General features: G+C 72.8%; 16 protein-coding genes. 7 read left to right on the top strand and 9 right to left on the bottom strand.

What is annotated here, in order from left to right; all coding sequences use genetic code 11:
* Positions 1-23: 23 nt before the first annotated feature.
* Positions 24-716 (top strand): DUF899 family protein, encoded by a 693-nt coding sequence (locus M4J07_RS10180; protein ID WP_255969990.1) that lies wholly within the window; start codon positions 24-26, stop codon positions 714-716.
* 16 nt (positions 717-732) lie between these two features.
* Here M4J07_RS10180 and M4J07_RS10175 read toward each other — a convergent pair whose 3' ends face one another.
* From M4J07_RS10175 to M4J07_RS10165, 3 genes are all read right to left on the bottom strand, one after another.
* Positions 733-1,578 carry a class I SAM-dependent methyltransferase gene (locus tag M4J07_RS10175; RefSeq protein WP_255969988.1) on the bottom strand — a complete coding sequence of 282 codons (846 nt, stop codon included), beginning with the start codon at positions 1,576-1,578 and terminating at the stop codon, positions 733-735.
* A 94-nt stretch (positions 1,579-1,672) separates the two neighbouring features.
* The gene (locus tag M4J07_RS10170; protein WP_255969985.1) at positions 1,673-2,266 is read right to left on the bottom strand and encodes a helix-turn-helix domain-containing protein; all 594 of its coding nucleotides are present in this window, start codon (positions 2,264-2,266) and stop codon (positions 1,673-1,675) included.
* Between the two features lie 57 nt (positions 2,267-2,323).
* Positions 2,324-2,821 (bottom strand): DUF3592 domain-containing protein, encoded by a 498-nt coding sequence (locus tag M4J07_RS10165; RefSeq protein WP_255969982.1) that lies wholly within the window; start codon positions 2,819-2,821, stop codon positions 2,324-2,326.
* Between the two features lie 256 nt (positions 2,822-3,077).
* Between M4J07_RS10165 and M4J07_RS10160 the strand changes: the two genes are divergently transcribed.
* The 3 genes from M4J07_RS10160 to M4J07_RS10150 all read left to right on the top strand — a co-directional run bounded on the left by M4J07_RS10160 (position 3,078) and on the right by M4J07_RS10150 (position 5,351).
* Positions 3,078-3,737, top strand: coding sequence for a YceI family protein (locus M4J07_RS10160; RefSeq protein WP_255969979.1), 660 nt, complete (start codon positions 3,078-3,080; stop codon positions 3,735-3,737).
* A gap of 83 nt (positions 3,738-3,820) precedes the next feature.
* Positions 3,821-4,420 (top strand): isochorismatase family protein, encoded by a 600-nt coding sequence (locus tag M4J07_RS10155; protein WP_255969976.1) that lies wholly within the window; start codon positions 3,821-3,823, stop codon positions 4,418-4,420.
* A 10-nt stretch (positions 4,421-4,430) separates the two neighbouring features.
* Positions 4,431-5,351 carry a GlxA family transcriptional regulator gene (locus M4J07_RS10150; protein ID WP_255969973.1) on the top strand — a complete coding sequence of 307 codons (921 nt, stop codon included), beginning with the start codon at positions 4,431-4,433 and terminating at the stop codon, positions 5,349-5,351.
* Here M4J07_RS10150 and M4J07_RS10145 read toward each other — a convergent pair.
* From M4J07_RS10145 to M4J07_RS10130, 4 genes are read right to left on the bottom strand one after another with little or no spacing between them, the layout of a single operon-like run.
* Complete coding sequence (locus tag M4J07_RS10145; RefSeq protein ID WP_255969970.1) at positions 5,348-6,691, bottom strand: cytosine permease; 1,344 nt, start codon at positions 6,689-6,691, stop codon at positions 5,348-5,350. The two genes, M4J07_RS10150 and M4J07_RS10145, sit on opposite strands and share 4 nt — an antisense overlap.
* 34 nt (positions 6,692-6,725) lie before the next feature.
* Positions 6,726-8,183, bottom strand: coding sequence for a YlbE family protein (locus tag M4J07_RS10140; RefSeq protein ID WP_255969967.1), 1,458 nt, complete (start codon positions 8,181-8,183; stop codon positions 6,726-6,728).
* Positions 8,180-9,730, bottom strand: coding sequence for an acyl-CoA synthetase FdrA (gene fdrA / locus M4J07_RS10135; RefSeq protein WP_255969964.1), 1,551 nt, complete (start codon positions 9,728-9,730; stop codon positions 8,180-8,182). The genes M4J07_RS10140 and fdrA overlap by 4 nt, the downstream gene beginning before the upstream one ends.
* Entirely contained in the window at positions 9,727-10,662 is a 936-nt protein-coding gene (locus M4J07_RS10130; protein WP_255969961.1) for a DUF2877 domain-containing protein, read from the bottom strand. Before M4J07_RS10130 ends, fdrA begins: the two co-directional genes overlap by 4 nt.
* A gap of 141 nt (positions 10,663-10,803) precedes the next feature.
* On the opposite strand from M4J07_RS10130, the gene M4J07_RS10125 reads away from it, so the two are divergent.
* Positions 10,804-11,739, top strand: coding sequence for a carbamate kinase (locus M4J07_RS10125; protein ID WP_255969958.1), 936 nt, complete (start codon positions 10,804-10,806; stop codon positions 11,737-11,739).
* Positions 11,740-11,865: 126 nt separating this feature from the next.
* The gene (locus tag M4J07_RS10120; protein WP_255969955.1) at positions 11,866-13,146 is read left to right on the top strand and encodes an MFS transporter; all 1,281 of its coding nucleotides are present in this window, start codon (positions 11,866-11,868) and stop codon (positions 13,144-13,146) included.
* Between the two features lie 72 nt (positions 13,147-13,218).
* On the opposite strand, the gene M4J07_RS10115 is transcribed toward M4J07_RS10120, so the two are convergent.
* Positions 13,219-13,875 (bottom strand): GntR family transcriptional regulator, encoded by a 657-nt coding sequence (locus M4J07_RS10115; RefSeq protein ID WP_255969953.1) that lies wholly within the window; start codon positions 13,873-13,875, stop codon positions 13,219-13,221.
* Positions 13,876-14,079: 204 nt separating this feature from the next.
* Between M4J07_RS10115 and M4J07_RS10110 the strand changes: the two genes are divergently transcribed.
* On the top strand, positions 14,080-15,090 hold the full coding sequence (locus M4J07_RS10110; protein WP_255969950.1) for an ArsR family transcriptional regulator: 1,011 nt from the start codon (positions 14,080-14,082) through the stop codon (positions 15,088-15,090).
* Here M4J07_RS10110 and M4J07_RS10105 read toward each other — a convergent pair.
* Positions 15,079-16,755 (bottom strand): PP2C family protein-serine/threonine phosphatase, encoded by a 1,677-nt coding sequence (locus M4J07_RS10105; protein ID WP_255969947.1) that lies wholly within the window; start codon positions 16,753-16,755, stop codon positions 15,079-15,081. The genes M4J07_RS10110 and M4J07_RS10105 overlap by 12 nt on opposite strands.
* Positions 16,756-16,932 lie beyond the last annotated feature (177 nt).

Raw genomic sequence — 16,932 nt, 5'->3', positions numbered from 1 at the left:
CACGCCCGACACCCGGAGGCACCATGTCCGCCAGCCCGAAGCCACTGCCACCCGTCGTCGACGCCGCCACCTGGGAGAAGGAGCTGGCCGCGCTCCGCGTACGGGAGAAGGCCGCCACCCGTGAGCTCGACGCCATCGCCGCTCAGCGCCGTCGGCTGCCCATGGTCGAGATGCCCGACTACGTGCTGGAGGGCGAGGACGGCCCGGTCCGGCTCGCCGAGGTCTTCGGCGAGCACCCGCAGCTGATCGTCTACAGCCACATGTGGCACGACGACGCCGAGTGGCAGTGCGGCGGCTGCACCGGTTTCACCTCCCAGTTCACCCGGCTCGCGGGCCTGGAGAAGTTCGACGCCCGGTTCGTGATCGTCACCCAGGGGCCCATCGACCAGGCGCTCGCGTACAAGCGCAAGGTCGGCAACACGATGACCTGGTACTCGACCGCGAACAGCTCTTTCGGCAGCGACGTCGGCGCCCCGCCGAACGCCGGGTTCGCGGTCAACGTGTTCCTGCGCGACGGCGACACCGTGTACCGGACCTGGCACACGGACGGCCGGGGCACCGAGCAGTTGAGCTATCTGTTCGGCCTGGTCGACCTGTTGCCGTACGGCCGCCAGGAGGTGTGGCAGGACTCCCCCGAGGGCTGGCCGCAGCAGCCGACGTACAGCCGGTGGGCAGGACCTCAGGAGATCGCCGCCGCCTACGGCGAGGGCAGCTGACTCCGCCCGGCCCCGGTCAGGCGCGGCGGGCCGCCCACACCGAGCGCTCGGTGCGCACGCCCAGGTCGGGGCGGCGCAGGATGCTGTCCGGGCCCTCGGTGTCGAGGAGCCGGTCGAGCGCGGCCAGGTCCTCGGCCGTCAGCGTGTCCGCGACGCCGCCGCGCAGACGCCGCAGGCTCGCCAGGGCGTAGCGGCCCACCGCCTCGGTGGCGGGTGCGTCGAGGTCGACGGTGACGGTGCGCTCGCCCGCGACGGCGAAGCCGGCGCCCGTCAGCCCGGCGCCCCAGTCGGCGCCCCGGTGCGGGACCTGCTCGGCGTGGTGCCGGTCGAGCGCGGCGTGGCAGCGCTCTTCGAGTCCCGGCGCCTCGGCCGGGGCGTCCTCGGGCAGGAACCGGGGGAAGCCGGACAGCTCGACGACGGCGAACAGGCCGCCCGGCGCGAGCAGTTCACGGACCTGGCGCAGGGTGCGGTCCGGGTCGGCCATGTGGTGCATCGAGGCCGACGCCCAGATCAGGTCCGGGCTGCCCAGGTCGGGCCAGTCCCGTGCGTCGAGGTCGGCCCGGACGGGGCGCACCCGGTCGGCCACGCCGGCCTCGGCCGCCTTCTCCCGCAGCCGGTGCAGATGGGCGGCCGAGGAGTCGACCGCGGTCACCTCGGCCTCGGGGAAACGGTCGAGCAGGGCGAGGGTGCCCGCCCCGGTGCCGCAGCCCAGGTCCACGACGTGGCGCGGGCTCGTCGGCAGGGGCAGCCACGCGGTGATGGCGGCGGTGTGCTCGGCGAGCACCTCCGCGTCGAGGTCGAGGACCTCGGAGTGGTCGTCCTCGTCGTGGCGGTGCGTGGGGTGAGCTGAGAGGTGGTTCATGCCCGTCACGCTACGACCGGCCATGCGCATCGGGCATCAGTGCTTTCGCGATGCGCAAGAAGATGGGTCGCCGCACGGCGGATTTCGCAAGCCCTCACGGCGCGGTGTGGTCCGCCGTGCCCTCGGCCTCGGGTCGCTGGTGGCCGCGGCGGGCGTCACGGTCGAAGATGCCGAGGACCTCGCAGGGGCCGCCCTCCGCGCCGATGGCGTGCGGCAGCATCGTGGGGAACTCGGCGGCCTGGTTGGTCTCGATGCGGAAGCGCCGGTTGCCCAGGAGCAGGACGGCGGTGCCGGACAGGACGACGAGCCATTCGCGGCCCGGGTGGGCGCGCATCCGGGAGGGGTTGTCCGGCGGCGGATCGGTCATGCGCTGGCGGATGACGGTCATGCCGGGCACCGCCTTGAGCGGCCAGCTCATCCGGCTGTGCGCCGCGTCGATGATCGGGCTGGAGACGACGTCGTCCGTCGCGGTCTCGACCAGTTGGTCCAGGGTGGTGTCCAGGGCGCGGGCCAGGGTGACGAGCTGGTCGAGGGCAAGGCGCCTCTGCCCGTTCTCGATGCGGGACAGCGTCGACTGGCTGACCTTCGCCCGTCCGGCCAGCTCCTCCAGGGACCAGCCCTGGGCCACGCGCAGGGCGCGGATCCGCTTGCGTACCAGACTGTCCAGCTCACCGGCTTCTTGCGTCATGGGCCGCATCGTATGCCCGTGCCGCAAGACGTGCGCGGTGCCGACCGGCCGCCCGGCTCAGAGACCCGGCGCGCCCGCGGCCCGGGAACGCCGTCGCGACAGCACGGCGATCGTCGTCCCGATGCCCGTCACCAGCAGCCCGATGCCGCCGAAGATCAGCGGCAGCAACCACTGCGAGACGAACCCCTCGACCTGGGCGTCCTCGGGGGAATCGGCGCGGTACAGCACCTCGACCCGCTCCCCCACCTCGTACGACGGCGGATTGGAACCGGTCGACTCACGGAACGACCTCGACGTGCCGTCGGCCGACGTGAACTCGACGACGGGGTGCGCCACCGGCCCGTTGTTCGACCGCGACTTGCGGTAGCCGCCGCTGTGGCCGCCCGACTCCCAGTCCAGCGCCACCACGGTGCCGTCGGCGCGCTCGGCGCTCGTCAGGAAGGAGATCGACCGCCCCGCCATGACCAGTCCGATCACCAGGAACAGCCCTCCGAAGGCGATCACCCCGAACGTGATCCACCATCCGGCGCCCCGCCCACCCGTTCGCACCCGCACGACGTTCCTCTCCTTCGCCCGGCACCCTGCCCGGAGTCGGAGGAACGCTATCCCAGGTTCCGGCCGCGGCCCGCCCGCACCCGAAGGTGACCATGCGTGACGCCCAGGAACCCGACAGTGCATCCACATTCATGTCGATCCTGTGCAACTTTGCAGGCGGCGCCATGGAACCCGGACGAGGCCGCCCATCTCGCTCCGGGGCAGCCACCGCCCCCGTGATAGCACAGGGTGACCAAGATCGAAGGGGCTGCCAGTCATGGGTATCTTCAGCCGTCGCCAGAGCGCGACCCTCGAACCGGCACCGGTCGCCGGTCCCGCCGTGCCGCCCCCGCCCGCCGGGGCGGCCCCGCTCGACCCGGCGCTGCGCGCCCTGACCGGGGAGTGGACCATCGACCGGCCGCACAGCCGCATCGGGTTCTCGGTGCGGCACGCCATGGTCACCACCGTCCGGGGCGCCTTCACCGACTACGACAGCACGCTCTACTTCGACGGCGCCCGGCCGTCGCAGTCGCGGGCCGAGCTCGCCATCCGGATCGACAGCGTCGACACCGGCGTCGAGCAGCGCGACGCCCACCTCGTCGGCCGGGACTTCTTCGACGCGCGCCGCTGGCCCCAGATGGTGTTCCGCAGCACGTCCACCGTCCACGAGGGCGGCGAGAGCTTCCGGATGGCCGGCGAGCTGACGATCCGTGACGTGACGCGCCCCGTCGAGCTGCAGCTCGACTACCTCGGGTCGGTCATGGACCCCTTCGGCTTCGAACGGGCGGGCTTCGACGGCACGACCACGATCGACCGCACGGAGTGGGGCCTCGTCTACAACCAGCGCCTCAAGACGGGCGGCACCATGGTCAGCGAGAAGATCCGGCTCCAGCTCGACATCTCCGCGATCCGGGCCGGCGCCACCGCCGCCGTGTAGCGCCTGCGGTGTGACCGGATCGGTCCGCCCCCGGACCCGATGGTGCCTGTCGGATCCGGGGCCGCCACCGGCAGGGTGGAGCCATGAACCGAGCACTGATCGTCATCGACGTCCAGGAATCCTTCCGCGCCCGCCCGCTGTGGGCGACCGTCTCCGACCCGAAGATCGCCGACAAGGTGAACCGCCTGGTGCGGCTGGCCCGCGCGGCCGGGGACCTCGTCGTGTGGGTGCTGCACTGCGAGCCGGGGAGCGGCGGCGCCTTCGATCCGGCGCTCGGCCACGTCCGGCTGATGGCGGAGCTGAGCCCCGCCGCATCGGACCCGATCGTCCGCAAGACGTCCCACAACGCGTTCACCACCACCAACCTGCAGCAGCTGCTGACCGAGCGGGGCGTGCGCGAGCTGACCGTGTGCGGGATCCGCACGGAGCAGTGCGTGGAGACGACCACCCGGGTCGCCAGTGACCTCGGCTACCAGGTGACCTTCGTCGTCGACGCCACCGCCACCAACCCGATCCCGCACCGCGACGCCCCGGCCGGCCTGAGCGTCGACGAGCTGCTCGCCGATCCCCGCACCCTCGGCGCCCAGGAGATCATCCGGCGTACCGAGTACGCGCTCGCCGGACGCTTCGCCACCATCGCCACCGTCGCCGAGCTGGAAGCCGCGCGGGACGATCAGGCATGATGACCGGATCGTGAGCCGTATCGTCTTCTTCCTGGTTCCCGGAGTCCATCTGCTGGACCTGGCCGGCCCCGCCCAGGTCTTCTCCACGGCGGCGGACTTCGGGCACCCCTACACGCTCGCCTACGTCGCCGAGCGACCGCAGGTCCGCACGGCGCAGGGGCTGCCGCTCGTGGCGGACCTCGACTGGCCGGAGCTGGGGCCCGAGGACCTGATCGTGGTGCCGGGCTGGCGGTCGACGGCCCTCGCGGACAGTCCCGCGATCGGGTCCGACAGCCTGCGGGTCCTGGCCGACCACCACGCCCGGGGCGGCACGGTGGCCAGTGTCTGTGCCGCGGCCGAGGCGCTGGGCCGGGCCGGGCTGCTCGACGGCCGGCGCTGCACCACCCACCACGACGTCCAGGACGAGCTGGCCCGCCGCCATCCGCGGGCGACGGTCGTCCGCGACGTGCTGTACACCTCGGACGACCGGGTGGTGACCTCGGCGGGGATCGCCAGCGGCATCGATCTGGCGCTGCATCTGGTGGCCGTGCGGCACGGCCCGGCCGCGGCGGCCCGGGTCGCCCGGGACATGGTCGTGTACGCGCGGCGCAACGGCCACGAGGCGCAGGCCAGCACCATGCTCCGGCACCGCTCACACCTGGACGACACCGTGCACCGGGCCCAGGACCTGCTCGATGCGCGCTATGCCGAACCGCTGCCGCTGCCCGCCCTGGCCTCGGAGGTGGGCGTCAGCGAGCGCACGCTCACCCGGCTGTTCAGCCGCGCCACCGGCGGGCTCACCCCGCTCCGCTATCAGCAGGCGCTGCGCCTGGAGCGGGCCGAGCACCTCATCAGCCATGGCGCGACGGTCGACGGAGCGGCTCGCGCGGTCGGCTTCGACGACGCCCGGATGCTGCGCCGTCTGCGCTCCCGCGCGAGCCTCGTCGACTAGCCGAGGGCCTCCTCACGCGGCGCCGCCGTCGCGGGCATCGACCGCTCCAGGACGGCGTAGGCGATGACGGCCACGACCAGACCGGTGACCGCGTCCGACAGCTGCGGCGCCCACCAGTGGGCGGCGCCCGCGGCCGCGGCGCCGACCGCCCAGGCCACGAAGGCCGTGGGGCGGACCGCCACGGTGGGCCGGGCGTCCATGGCGCCGCGGCCGCCCCGCGCGAAGAACTGGTCGGCGATCAGCACACCGCCGAGCGGCGGCACGAAGACGCTGAGGATGACCAGCCAGTCCAGGAAGTGGTTCCACACGCCGGCGAGCGCGGCGACCGTGCCGATGAGACCGAGCACGATCGTCATCAGCCGCATCGTCGTACCCGTCAGGTGCGACCAGCCGAGCGCACCGTTGTAGAGGCAGTGGCTGCACACCGACCCGAGGTTGACGAAGACGAAGACGGCCGCGATCACGTTCAGGATCCCGGAGTGCTCGCCGGTCAGGATCGGCAGGAAGTCGCCGCCCGCGGTGCCGGCGGACGCGATGGCGCCCGCCGCGACGACCAGACCGCCGGTGATCTGGGCGACGAGGCTCGCCACCGGGAAGGCGCTGATGGTCGCGAGGACCGCCTGGCGGCCGTTCTTGGACCAGCGGGTGAAGTCCGCGGTCATCGTGCCGGAGTCCGCGAACGTCGCCATGATCGTCGAGACCGCGGCGCCGAAGGTCAGCGTCGAGGCGCCGCCGACCCCCTCGTACGAGAAGACGGCGCCCATGTCGTGGTCGCGGGCCACGAGGACCAGCGCGATGACGCCCGCGACGATGAACAGCGGGGCGGCGACCGCGCCCAGCCACGACAGCGCCCTGATGCCCAGGTAGGTGAGGGCTATGAAGCCGAGGCCCGCCAGAACGGTGACGAGCTGTTCGTGCCAGCCGAACGACGAGTGCAGCGTCGCGCCCGTGGCACCGGTGTTGAACGCGAACCAGCCGACCACGATGGTGGCCAGGAACGCGGAGGCCACGATGTAGCCGCCGCGGCCGAAGGTGCGCGAGGCCTGCAGCGAGAAGCTCTCGCCGGTGGAGCCCGCGCGGTGGCTGAGGATGCCCACGTACAGGAGCATCACGAGGTTGGCCACGAGGATGGCCGCGAGCCCACGCCAGAAGCCCAGCATGGCGACGACCACGCCGCCGGGGATGGCGTTGGTCAGGATCATCGGGAATCCGAACCAGACGGCCGAGACCGTCAGGAGCGACTTCCGGCGGTCGGCCGGTACCGGGCTGTGCTCGAACTCGTCGTCGAGTTCCCGGTCCGCGGACGTGACCGTGTCCGCGGCGGATTGCTGTGTGTTCATCGTCTGTGGGCTTCCGGGTGGGCGCTCGCGCGCATCAGGAGGAGGAGCCGCCGAAGGTGTCGGCGAGAGCGGTGGCGGCCTGGGTGAACGCCTCGACCGGCGGATGCGTGATGCCCGCGCCGATCATGCCGATGCCCGCTTCCTTGTGGGCGATGGCGGTGTTGATGACCGGCAGGATCCCGGTGTCGATGACCTTGCGGACGTCGATGCCGGTGGGCAGGCCCTGGAAGTCGAGGGCCGGGATGGTGACGTTCGGGTTCTGCGCGGTGGTGATCTCACCCATGTCGCGGGTGTAGCCCATGGCTTCGGCCACGGTGCCGCCGACGAGGGCGACGATGGCGGGCGCCGCCGACATGGCGAAGCCGCCGAAGCCGTACGTCTCCGTGATCGCGGAGTCGCCGATGTCGAGTCCGGAGTCCTCGGGCTTGTAGCCGGCGAACATCGGGCCGACGACCTGCTGCGCGGGACCGGTGAACCACTGGCCGGGCAGACCGGCGACGCGGATGCCGAACTCGACGCCGTTGCGGGCCATCGTCGTGACGATCGTGGAGTTCGGCACGCCGTTGGCGGCGTCGAGGGCGGCCTTGGCCACCGCCATCCAGGTCGGTCCGGAGAAGTAGTCGGAGGACGCGACGAAGTCGAAGACCTCCTTCTTCTGCTCGGTCGTGAACGACGACTGGAGCAGGCCGGGCGCGAGGGCCTGGAAGAGGAGGAGGGTGCCGGCGCCGTTGCGGTTGTGGCACTCGTCGCCCATGTGGATGGCCTGCGAGAGCAGCAGGCGCAGGTCGACGGGGCCGGTGAGCTCGACGGCCTCCTTGAGCATCGGGCCGAAGACGTCCCGCATCCAGATCAGCCGGTCGACGACGCTCTGGTCGTTGGCGCCCATCCGCAGGATCTTCGCCATCTGCTCGGACAGGTTGGTGTACGCGATGTTGCCGTGCGTCTCGTTCATGACGATGTGCACGTACATCGACGCGGAGGTGACACCGGCCATGGAGCCGACGGAGTCCGCCTCGTGGCAGGGCTTGAAGGAGATGCGGCCGGAGGCGGCGACCTCGGCGGCCTCGTCCAGGTCCTGCGCGAGGCCCTCGAAGACGAGCGCGCCGGTGACGGCGCCCTTCATCGGGCCGTTCATCCGGTCCCAGGTGATGGGCGGACCGGAGTGCAGGATCGTCGTGGGGGTCATACCGGGGACGACGTCCAGGGCGCGGCCGAAGCCGATCAGCATCGGGCGGGCGGCCATGATGCGCTCGACGGCCTCCGCGTTGGCGGCCTCGATCGTCTCGGCGAGGCCGGGCGCGTCGAGGACGTCGAGGGCGCGGGCGGCCTCGGGGTTGCCGCCGCCGGGCGGGGTCCAGTCGAGGGTGGAGACCTTGGCGTCCTGGGCCCTGAGGTCGGCGTCGAACATGGCGAGGCCGACGTTGACGACGCTGAGGTCGCTGCCGAACAGGGCTGCGGCAGGGGTGAGTTCGGGATGCTGCGACGTGCTCATGCCTGTGCCTTCTTCGCGATCTCACGGGCGAACTGGCCCGTCTCGGTGGAGCTGAGGGTGACGGTCACGCCGGCGGCGCGCAGGGCGTCGCTCTGGGCGGCGACCGACGGGGAGTCGAGGTCGGTGCCCAGGACGTAGGCGACGACCTCCAGGTGGCGGCCCGCCTCCGCGGCGATCCGCTGGGCCTCCTGGATGGCGGGCAGCGTGGTGCCGACCGGGTCCTCGTGGGAGCCGAAGCCGAGGACGAAGTCCATGACGAGGGCGGCGACCTCGGGGTCCTTGGCCTCCTCGACGATGCGCTCGATGCGCAGGGCCGGGTCGATCATCGGGTGCGGACGGCCGTTGGTGAAGTCGTCGTCGCCGAAGTCGAGGAAGGTGTGGCCGCGCGAGGCGGAGCCGGCCGGGAGACGGAAGTCGGCGTTCTTCTGGATGTTGGACCAGACGTCGAGACCGGCGTCGCGCACCGCGTACATGGTCTCGTCGCACAGGGTGCCGCCGCAGAACAGGCCGCGGACGTACTTCTGGCCCTCGGCGAGGGAGGCGACGACGGCCTGGGCGGCGGCCTCGGCGTCGAAGGTGCCGGCGGGGCCCTGCTCGACGCCCGCGAGCTCGACGGCCGTGCGGGCGGCCTGGAGGCTGCCCGCGGCGAAGTGGCCGCCGGCGGCGGTGACCGCTTCCTCGGAGCCGTCGATGAACCAGACGACGACGGGCTTGCCCGCCGCGGCGACCTCGGCGAGGACCTTCTTCTCGACGGAGGGGGCCGGCGGCTTGGAGACGAGGACGATCACGTCGGTGGCCGGGTCGGCGGCGAGGGCGCGGATGCCGTCGACCATCATGATGCCGCCGACCTGCTCGGACAGGTCGCGGCCGCCGGTGCCGATGAGCTGCGAGATGCCGCCGCCGAGCGCGTGGACGCGGACGGAGACCTCCTGCGAGCCGGTGCCGGAGGCGGCGACGATGCCGACGTTGCCGGGGCGGACCTTGTTGCCGAAGCAGAGGGCGACGTTGTTGATGATCGCGGTGCCGCAGTCCGGGCCCATCATGAACAGGCCCTTGTCGTGGGCGAGTTGCTTGAGGGCGATCTCGTCCTCGACGGCGACGTTGTCGCTGAACATCATCACGTGCAGTCCGCTGTCGAGGGCCTTGCGGGCCTCGCGGGCGGCGTAGGCGCCGTTGACGGCGATGACGGCGAGGTTCGCGCCGTCGATGCCCTCGGCGGCGGAGGTGATGGTCCGGTAGGTGACCTCGCCGCCGCCGGCGGAGGCGGGCGCCTTGCGGGTGAGGAGGTCCTCGATCCCGGCGAGCAGCGCCTGGGTGTCGGCGCCGTCCTCGGCCACCAGGACGATCATGAGGTCGCCGCTCTCGGCGGCCTTCAGCTCGTCGGTGAGCAGGCCCAGGTTGTCCAGGACCCCCTTGTTCATCTCGGTGCCCATGGCGGTGAACGCCTGGTCGACCCCGTCCAGGGCGTTGGCCTTGGTGGAGACGGACATCAGGGACACGGAGTCGTAGTACGTGTTCTTCCGTACGACGGCTGTGGTGGTACTCACAGCGAACCTCGCAGTTCTTCTTCCAGGTGGAGCCCGGCTATGAGGCCGGACAGGGTGTCGCTGCCCGAGGTGTGGCCGATGGCCAGCAGCTCCCGGGCAGGAGCGTTCAGTTCCTGCGGATGCCGGCCGTGGGCCAACTCCCGCAGTACGTCGACGAGTTCATGGCGCACGCGGGCGTCGGCCGCCTCGGTGAGCGTCGCGTGGGAGAGGTCGGTGGTGCGTCCCGGGTGCTCGGCAAGTACGGCCTTGAGGGCGGGGCCGAAGCCGGTGAGCGCGCTGCCGGGGAGTGCGGCGAGCACGGCGACGCCGGTGAGGAAGTCGTCGCCCGCGGGGGTGAGTCCGGGGCCGAGGCCGAGCAGCGCGAGGATGCCGCGCCGGATCGCGGCGTCGCGTCCGTCGCGCACCGCGGCGATGAGCGTCGTCCGTCCCTCGTCGAGCGCCTGGGCGACGGCCGTCTCCATCGGTCCCGCGTAGGGGGTCGCGCCGAGCATGCCGCCGCGGGGGCCGTAGGTGCGGTTCAGCCGGTCGAGGTGGTCGGCGGCGGCCGCGAGGGCGCCGGGGGCGAGGTGGGCGAGGGAGGGCGGCCGGGCGCGCCAGCGCCGGGCGTCGGCCGTCGTCAGCCGCACGGTCCTGTGCGGGAGTTCGACGCAGAGATTCCCGGTTGCGAAGGTCACGCGCTGCCCCGGAACCAGCTCCAGGTCAGTCCAGTCGGCGACGTCGACGACCAGCGTCCTGGGGGCGTCGCCCGCGTCCCGCGCCGCGAGTGCGATCAGCGTGCCCTGCGGGGTGAGCAGGTTGACGACCCGCGTGAAGACGGAGTGGACGGCGCCGTGGCCGGTGAACGCGTGCAGCCGGTCGAGAAGTTCCGCGTCACCGGACTCCACGCGCGCCGTGCGCGTTCCGCCGGACCCGCCGGATGCTGCCTGACCCATCCTCGTGCTCCTCCTCGCCGCTGTCCCGTCGTGGCACTCGCCCGCTCGACGGTGACCCTTCCGGATCACCCACATTGGTATACCATCCTGCTTCTCGTACTCGAACACAAGTGCCGAACAGCAGCAGTAAGGGACCAACACATGCGCATCGTCGTAGCCCTCGGAGGCAACGCCCTCGCCCGCCGCGGGGAGCCCATGACCGCCGACCACCTGCGCGCCAACGTCCGGGGCGCCTGCCAGGCGCTGGCCGGTCTGGCCCGCGAGCACGAGGTCGTCATCACGCACGGCAACGGGCCCCAGGTCGGCCTGCTGGCGCTGCAGAACCTCGCCTACCAGGACGTGGCGGCCTACCCGCTGGACATCCTGGGCGCGGAGACGCAGGGCATGATCGGCTACGTCATCCAGCAGGAGCTCTCCAACGCCCTGGCGGGCGAGCGCGAGGTCGCCGCCCTCGTCACGACCACCGAGGTCGACGAGTCGGACCCCGCCTTCGAGCGGCCCACCAAGCTGATCGGCCCGACCTACTCGGCGCAGGACGCCGCCGAGGCCGCGGCCGAGTACCGCTGGACGATCGCCAAGGACGGCGGCGCCTTCCGCCGCGTCGTGCCGTCCCCCCACCCGCTGCGCATCATGCAGGCGCCGCTGGTCAGCACCTTGCTGGACAACGGCACGCTGGTGGTCTGCGTGGGCGGCGGCGGTGTCCCCGTGCGCACCGACTCCAAGGGCCGCCAGATCGGCATGCAGGCCGTCGTGGACAAGGACGCCGCGAGCGCCGCGCTCACCGCGGACCTCGGCGCCGACATGCTGATCATGCTCACCGACGGCGACTTCGTCAGCGAGAACTGGGGCACGCCCCAGCAGCGCGACATCCTCACCGCCTCCCCCGAGGGCCTGTCCACCATGAAGTTCGCCGAGGGCTCGATGCAGCCCAAGGTCGAGGCCGCGGTCCGCGTCGCCGAGGCCGGCGGCCGGGCGCTGATCGGCCCGCTGGACCGGCTCGACGACCTGCTGGAGCGCAAGGTCGGCACGGAGATCCGCTCGGACGTCGAGGGCGGGGTCGTCTTCGTCGGCAAGTGAGGCACCGGCCGCCGGGCAGGAGACGAATCCCACGCGGTATACCATTCGCCGTCCCGTCGCCTCCTGTCCCGCCGCGATCCGCACCGGGCGCGGCGCCACCGGAGCACCACAGCAGAGGAGCAGCCCGTGCCGCGGCAGACACCGCTGGACGCACCCCCGTCGCCCGCCCCCGGCCGGACGGGCCCGCTCGCCTCGCTGCGCGAGAACCCGGGGTTCCGCGCCCTGTGGGTGTCCAACGTGTTCTTCTTCGGCGGCGCCTGGATCCAGACGATGGTGCTGGGCTGGATCGTCTTCGAGACGACCCGCTCGGAGCTGCACCTCGCGGTCTTCACGGCGGTGCGGCTCGCGCCGATGCTCCTCGGCCCGTTCGCCGGCGTGCTGTCCGACCGTTACGACCGCGTACGTTTGCTCACGCTGGCGTGCGGCTGGGCGCTCGCCGCTGCGGCCACGGTGTCCGGCCTGGAGTCACTGACCCACGTGCCCTACTGGGCCCTGGTGTTGGGGGGCCTCGCCATCGGCCTCGCCCAGTCGCCTTCGCAACCCGCCCGGTCGGCGCTCGTCCTCTCCCTGGTCGGCCGCCGCAACCTCAGCAACGCCAACGCGCTCAACGCCATGGCGATGAACATGACGCAGGTGGTGGGACCGGCTCTCGGCGGCGCCCTGATCAGCGCCTTCGGGGCACCTGCCGCACTGTGGATCTCCAGCGCCTGGTACGCGGCGTCGCTGCTCGCCCTGTGGCCACTGCGCCACACCGAACGGGGCGGCACGGAACAACCGGCCGCCGCCGAGCCGGTGGTGGCGATGCTCGTCGGCGGTCTGCGCTCGGTGCTGCGCAATCGGCTGGCCGCCGCGGTCCTGGCCGTGACGCTCGCGGCGAACATCTTCCTGTGGCCCGTCCACCAGGCGTTCATGCCGGTCTTCGCCAAGGAGTCGCTCGGCCTGGACGCCGACGGACTGGGCTGGTTGCTCACCTGTGGCGGAATCGGCGGTCTCGTGGGCTCCCTGGTGATGGCCGCGCTCGGTGACTTCCGCTTCAAGGGCGGGCTGTTCGTGTACGGGACCGCGGCGTGGGCGGCCCTGTGGGCGCTGTTCGCGCTGTCCGCGATGTCGGGGCGGCTCGCGCTCTCGTTTGCGCTGATGGCCGGGATCGGTGTGCTCAGCGCCGCGTTCGGCGTCCTGCAGACGACGTTGCTGCTGATGACCACCGAACCGGCCTTCCAGGGGCGGGCGTTGGGCGTCCAGGAGCTCGCCATCGGCGTGATGCCGCTGTCGTCCCTGGGCCTCGGGGTGGCGGCGGAGTACCTGGGGGTGGCCACCACGACGTTCGTGAGCGGGCTGCTCCTCGTCCTCTTCCTGGCCACCCTCGCGCTGCGCCTGCCGGCGCTGCCGCGCTACCGCGGCGTCTGAGCGACCGGATTCCCCCGCACTTCCCCGTACGACGGCCGCGGCGCGCCGGACGCCCCGCGCGCCGCGTACGGTTCAGACCTGCGCCGCCGCCCTGCTGCGGTGCGCGGTCGCCTCCGCGCTGCTCGTGGCCAGATGACGGACCGCCAGCTCGCCGACGAGCTCCTCGTCGCGCTCCTCGATCGCCCGGTACAGCGCCTCGTGCTCCTCCGCGACCGCGTCGAAGTCGTCGTGCTGGCCGAGCAGCCAGCGCATCCGGCTGCGCAGAGTCGTGTCCAACTCGCTGAGCAGCGCGTTGTCGGCGAGCTCGGTGACCGTCTCGTGGAAGTCGGCGGCCGCCCGGCGCGCCTGCGCGCCGTTCCCCTTGGCGGCGGCGGCCAGTTCGGCGTCGAGGTCGGCGCGGAGCCTGGTCAGCCCGGCGCGGGTGCGGCGCTGCGCCGCGAGCCGGAACGCGAGCGTCTCCAGGGCCGACCTGACCTCGCTCAGGTCGGAGATGTCGGACGGCGAGAACTCCCGGACGACCGCCCAGGTGCGCGGACGCGGCGTCACCAGGCCCTCGTTGACCAGATCGCGCAGGGCGTCCCGGACGGGCAGTCTGCTCACTCCGAGTTCGGCGGCGAGCTCCCGCTCCACCAGCTTGCTGCCGGGCGCGCGCGTCCCGTCGATGATCTGGTCGCGCAGGGTGCGCATGACCCGCTCCGACTCGGGGGTGAATTCCTCAGCGCCTGTCATCCGGCCATTCTCACATTGGCTCACGGCCGGTCACCGACCGCCGCGTCGCCGCGTCACCGCAGGAGGGACGAGCCGCGGCGTCCCCCCACGCACCGCGGCTCGCGCCCTCGCACCTGTGTGCCCGCTGAGCATCTCTTGACCCGGCCTTTACCGGCCAGGGCTTTTGGACATACTTGAAATGCCCAGGCCACCAGGGGGAATTGCATGCTCCGGATCCACTTCACCGACGCCGATCTGGTGCGCACCCGCGTCGCCGCGGCACCGGACCCGTTGTGGGAGATCTCCGCGAGCCTGCACCGTCTGCAGAGCCGGCACGGCCGGTGGGCGTACGCCGACTGGTTCCGTGCCACCCGGTCCCGGCTGAACTCCGACGACTTCGGCCGCATCGTGCGCACGATGCTGCTCCCGCTGATGCCGCGGGCGGCCTACTTCCCCGACTTCCTCACTCCGCCGGAAGCGTCCGAGGGGCTCGACGCCGGACTCGAGGCGATCCTCGCGACCCCGCCCCGCCGCATCCTCGACGAGGTGCACCTGCTGGACCGCGGCAGCGGCGCCCCCGACTGGGCGCCGCGCCTCGCTGAGCCGGAGCTGCGCAAGGAGTTGGTGGCCGCGCTGCGCAGCTACCACGACACGGTCATCGCCCCGCACACCGAGCGGATCCAGGCCCGGATCGAGGCCGAGCGGACCACCCGCGCCCGCACCGTGCTCGACGGCGGCGCCGGCGCGGTCCTCGACGGGCTCGGCCCCACCCTCCGGTGGCGGCCGCCGGTCCTGCACACCGTGTACCCGGAGGACCGGGACCTGCATCTGAACGGCCGCGGCATCCTGCTGGTGCCCTCGTACTTCTGCTGGGGGAACCCGGTGACCTTCGGCGACAACACGCTGGAACCGGTGCTGATCTACGCCCTCAACCACGAGCCGCACCCGACCACCCTCCCCGGCGACCTCGGCTCCGGTGCGGCGCTGGCCGCGCTCCTGGGCCGGACGCGCTCGATCGTGCTGCGCGCCGTCGCGCTCGGTGCCACCACCAGTGAACTGGCCCGCGCCGCGGGGGTGTCCGCGTCGTCCGCGAGTCAGCACGCCACGGCGCTGCGGGACGCCGGCCTGATCACCAGCCGCCGGCACGCCTCGTCCGTGCTGCACTCGCTGACCCCGCTCGGTGCCGCGCTGCTGCGAGCCGGCACGACGGCGGGCGGTGCGCCGTCAGGGGCCTGACCTGCGCAGGGCCAGCAGGCTGGCATCGTCCTCGGGCGCGCTCGGCAGCAGCCGGTCGGTGAGCTTCTCCGTGAGGAGGTGCAACGGCAGTTCCGCGTACTCCTCGGCGGCGTTCAGGAGGGCGTCGAAGCCGTCGGACAGATCGCACCCGCGCCGCTCGACGAGGCCGTCGCTGTACAGCAGCACGGTGTCGCCGGGCAGCAGGTCGAGTTCGGCGGCCCGGTAGACGGCGTCGGGCAGGACGCCGAGCAACAGCCCTTCGGGGACGTCGAGGAGGCGGGCCCGGCCGGCGCGGATCAGGACCGGTGGCGGGTGCCCCGCACTGACCCAGCGCAGCAGCCGGCGGTCGGGGTGGTAGCGGCAGATCACGGCGGTGGCGGTGCGGTCGGGGTGGGTCTCGGTGGTGAGGCGGTTGAGCCAGGCCGCGAGCGTCTCCACCGGATGCTCGGTGAAGGCGAGCCCTTCGAGTCCGCTGCGCAGCGACGTCATGTGGGCGACCGCGTCGAGGCCGTGGCCCGCGGCGTCGCCGAGCGCGTACAGGACGCGGCCGTCGGGCAGGGGGCGCACGTTGTACCAGTCGCCGCCGAGCACCCCGAGTTCGGCGGGGCGGTGGGCGAGCGCGGAGACGACGCCGTTGTAGGCCTGCTCGGGCGGGTGCGCGGGCAGCAGGGCCTCGCGCAGCCGGGCCGTCACGCGGGCCTCGGCGCGGGCCTGTTCGCGCCGGCGGTCGGCGTCGCGCAGGGCCGCGTCGAGGCGGGTGCGGACCTGATGGACCTGGGTGACGTCGCGGATGTAGCCCTGCACGCCCCACACCGCGCCGGACTCGTCCTCGTCCTGCACCGCCTCCATGACGAACCTCAGAACCCGTTCCCCTGACGGGAGTTCGGCCCGCACGTCGACGTCGCACGGCCGGCCCTCGTGCAGCAGCAACTCCAGGGCGGTGTGCAGGCCCGGCAGGTCCTCGGGCACGACGAACGCGGCCAGGGCGTCGAGGCCGAGCGGCGGCGCCCCCTCGGGCAGGTCGAACATGCGGTGGAGGCCGGGCGACCACTCCGTGGCAGCCGCCGGGAGGTCCCATTCGGCCCAGCCGCCGAGGCCGTCCTCCTCGGCCCGGCGGCTGATGCGCCGGTAGCGCTCGGCGTCCATGTCGATGATCACGAGGACATGGCCGCGGTGCGGCGCGGCGGTCAGCCGGCCGGCGACGTGGCGCGGGTGTCCGTCGATCAGGAGGGTGTCCGCCCAGTCCTGCGGCGCGATCGTCTCCCCCGTCTCGACGGCCCGGCACAGCGTGTCGAAGACGCCCGACGTCCTGGCCGTGGGCTGGGTGACGGTGAGCAGGTGCCCGACGGGGCTGCCCTGCCGGGGTGCGTAGCGGCGAGCGGGCGTGTTCGCCGCGACGTCCACGAAGTCGACGATCCGGCCCGCGTCGTCGCGCACCGGGGCGAAGACGACCGCGGGCATCGGGTGCGCGTCCGCCAGCGGACCGGCCCAGTCGGGGGTCTCCACGCGGTCGCACGGCACGGCCTCCGCGGCCGCCCGGGCCGCGTCCTCGCCGATCCTGACCACGGCGGCGCGCCGTGCGGTCTCCGCCTGCGCGCCGAGCAGTGCGCGAACGGCGGCGACACCGTCCTGCCCGGGCCCGGCGGGCGTCGCAGAGTCCTCCATGGCTGGGCTTCCCTCTCCGGTGCCGCCGTGTGCCGGGGCGCCGCGCTCCGCGGGCCCTCGATCCAGTGGACCGTGCCGTCCGCCGGTCCGCACCCCGGGCACGGGGCGGCCAGGGGTCCGGTGCCGGGTTCCTGGACGGGCCGGGCGCACCCGCCCCGCCACCCCGCACGTCCGCCG

The organism is Streptomyces longispororuber, assembly GCF_024448165.1.
Lineage (GTDB): Bacteria > Actinomycetota > Actinomycetes > Streptomycetales > Streptomycetaceae > Streptomyces > Streptomyces longispororuber_A.
Note: the sequence above shows the minus strand (reverse complement) of the source record. Positions and strands in the feature narration are given on the sequence as shown.

What these genes read in the sequence shown, in the direction of transcription:
- M4J07_RS10180 (WP_255969990.1), top strand. Translation starts at nt 24, where the DNA reads ATGTCCGCCAGCCCGAAGCCACTGCCACCCGTCGTCGACGCCGCCACC.
- M4J07_RS10175 (WP_255969988.1), bottom strand. Translation starts at nt 1,578, where the DNA reads ATGAACCACCTCTCAGCTCACCCCACGCACCGCCACGACGAGGACGAC.
- M4J07_RS10170 (WP_255969985.1), bottom strand. Translation starts at nt 2,266, where the DNA reads ATGACGCAAGAAGCCGGTGAGCTGGACAGTCTGGTACGCAAGCGGATC.
- M4J07_RS10160 (WP_255969979.1), top strand. Translation starts at nt 3,078, where the DNA reads ATGGGTATCTTCAGCCGTCGCCAGAGCGCGACCCTCGAACCGGCACCG.
- M4J07_RS10155 (WP_255969976.1), top strand. Translation starts at nt 3,821, where the DNA reads ATGAACCGAGCACTGATCGTCATCGACGTCCAGGAATCCTTCCGCGCC.
- M4J07_RS10145 (WP_255969970.1), bottom strand. Translation starts at nt 6,691, where the DNA reads ATGAACACACAGCAATCCGCCGCGGACACGGTCACGTCCGCGGACCGG.
- M4J07_RS10140 (WP_255969967.1), bottom strand. Translation starts at nt 8,183, where the DNA reads ATGAGCACGTCGCAGCATCCCGAACTCACCCCTGCCGCAGCCCTGTTC.
- M4J07_RS10130 (WP_255969961.1), bottom strand. Translation starts at nt 10,662, where the DNA reads ATGGGTCAGGCAGCATCCGGCGGGTCCGGCGGAACGCGCACGGCGCGC.
- M4J07_RS10125 (WP_255969958.1), top strand. Translation starts at nt 10,804, where the DNA reads ATGCGCATCGTCGTAGCCCTCGGAGGCAACGCCCTCGCCCGCCGCGGG.
- M4J07_RS10115 (WP_255969953.1), bottom strand. Translation starts at nt 13,875, where the DNA reads ATGACAGGCGCTGAGGAATTCACCCCCGAGTCGGAGCGGGTCATGCGC.
- M4J07_RS10110 (WP_255969950.1), top strand. Translation starts at nt 14,080, where the DNA reads ATGCTCCGGATCCACTTCACCGACGCCGATCTGGTGCGCACCCGCGTC.
- M4J07_RS10105 (WP_255969947.1), bottom strand. Translation starts at nt 16,755, where the DNA reads ATGGAGGACTCTGCGACGCCCGCCGGGCCCGGGCAGGACGGTGTCGCC.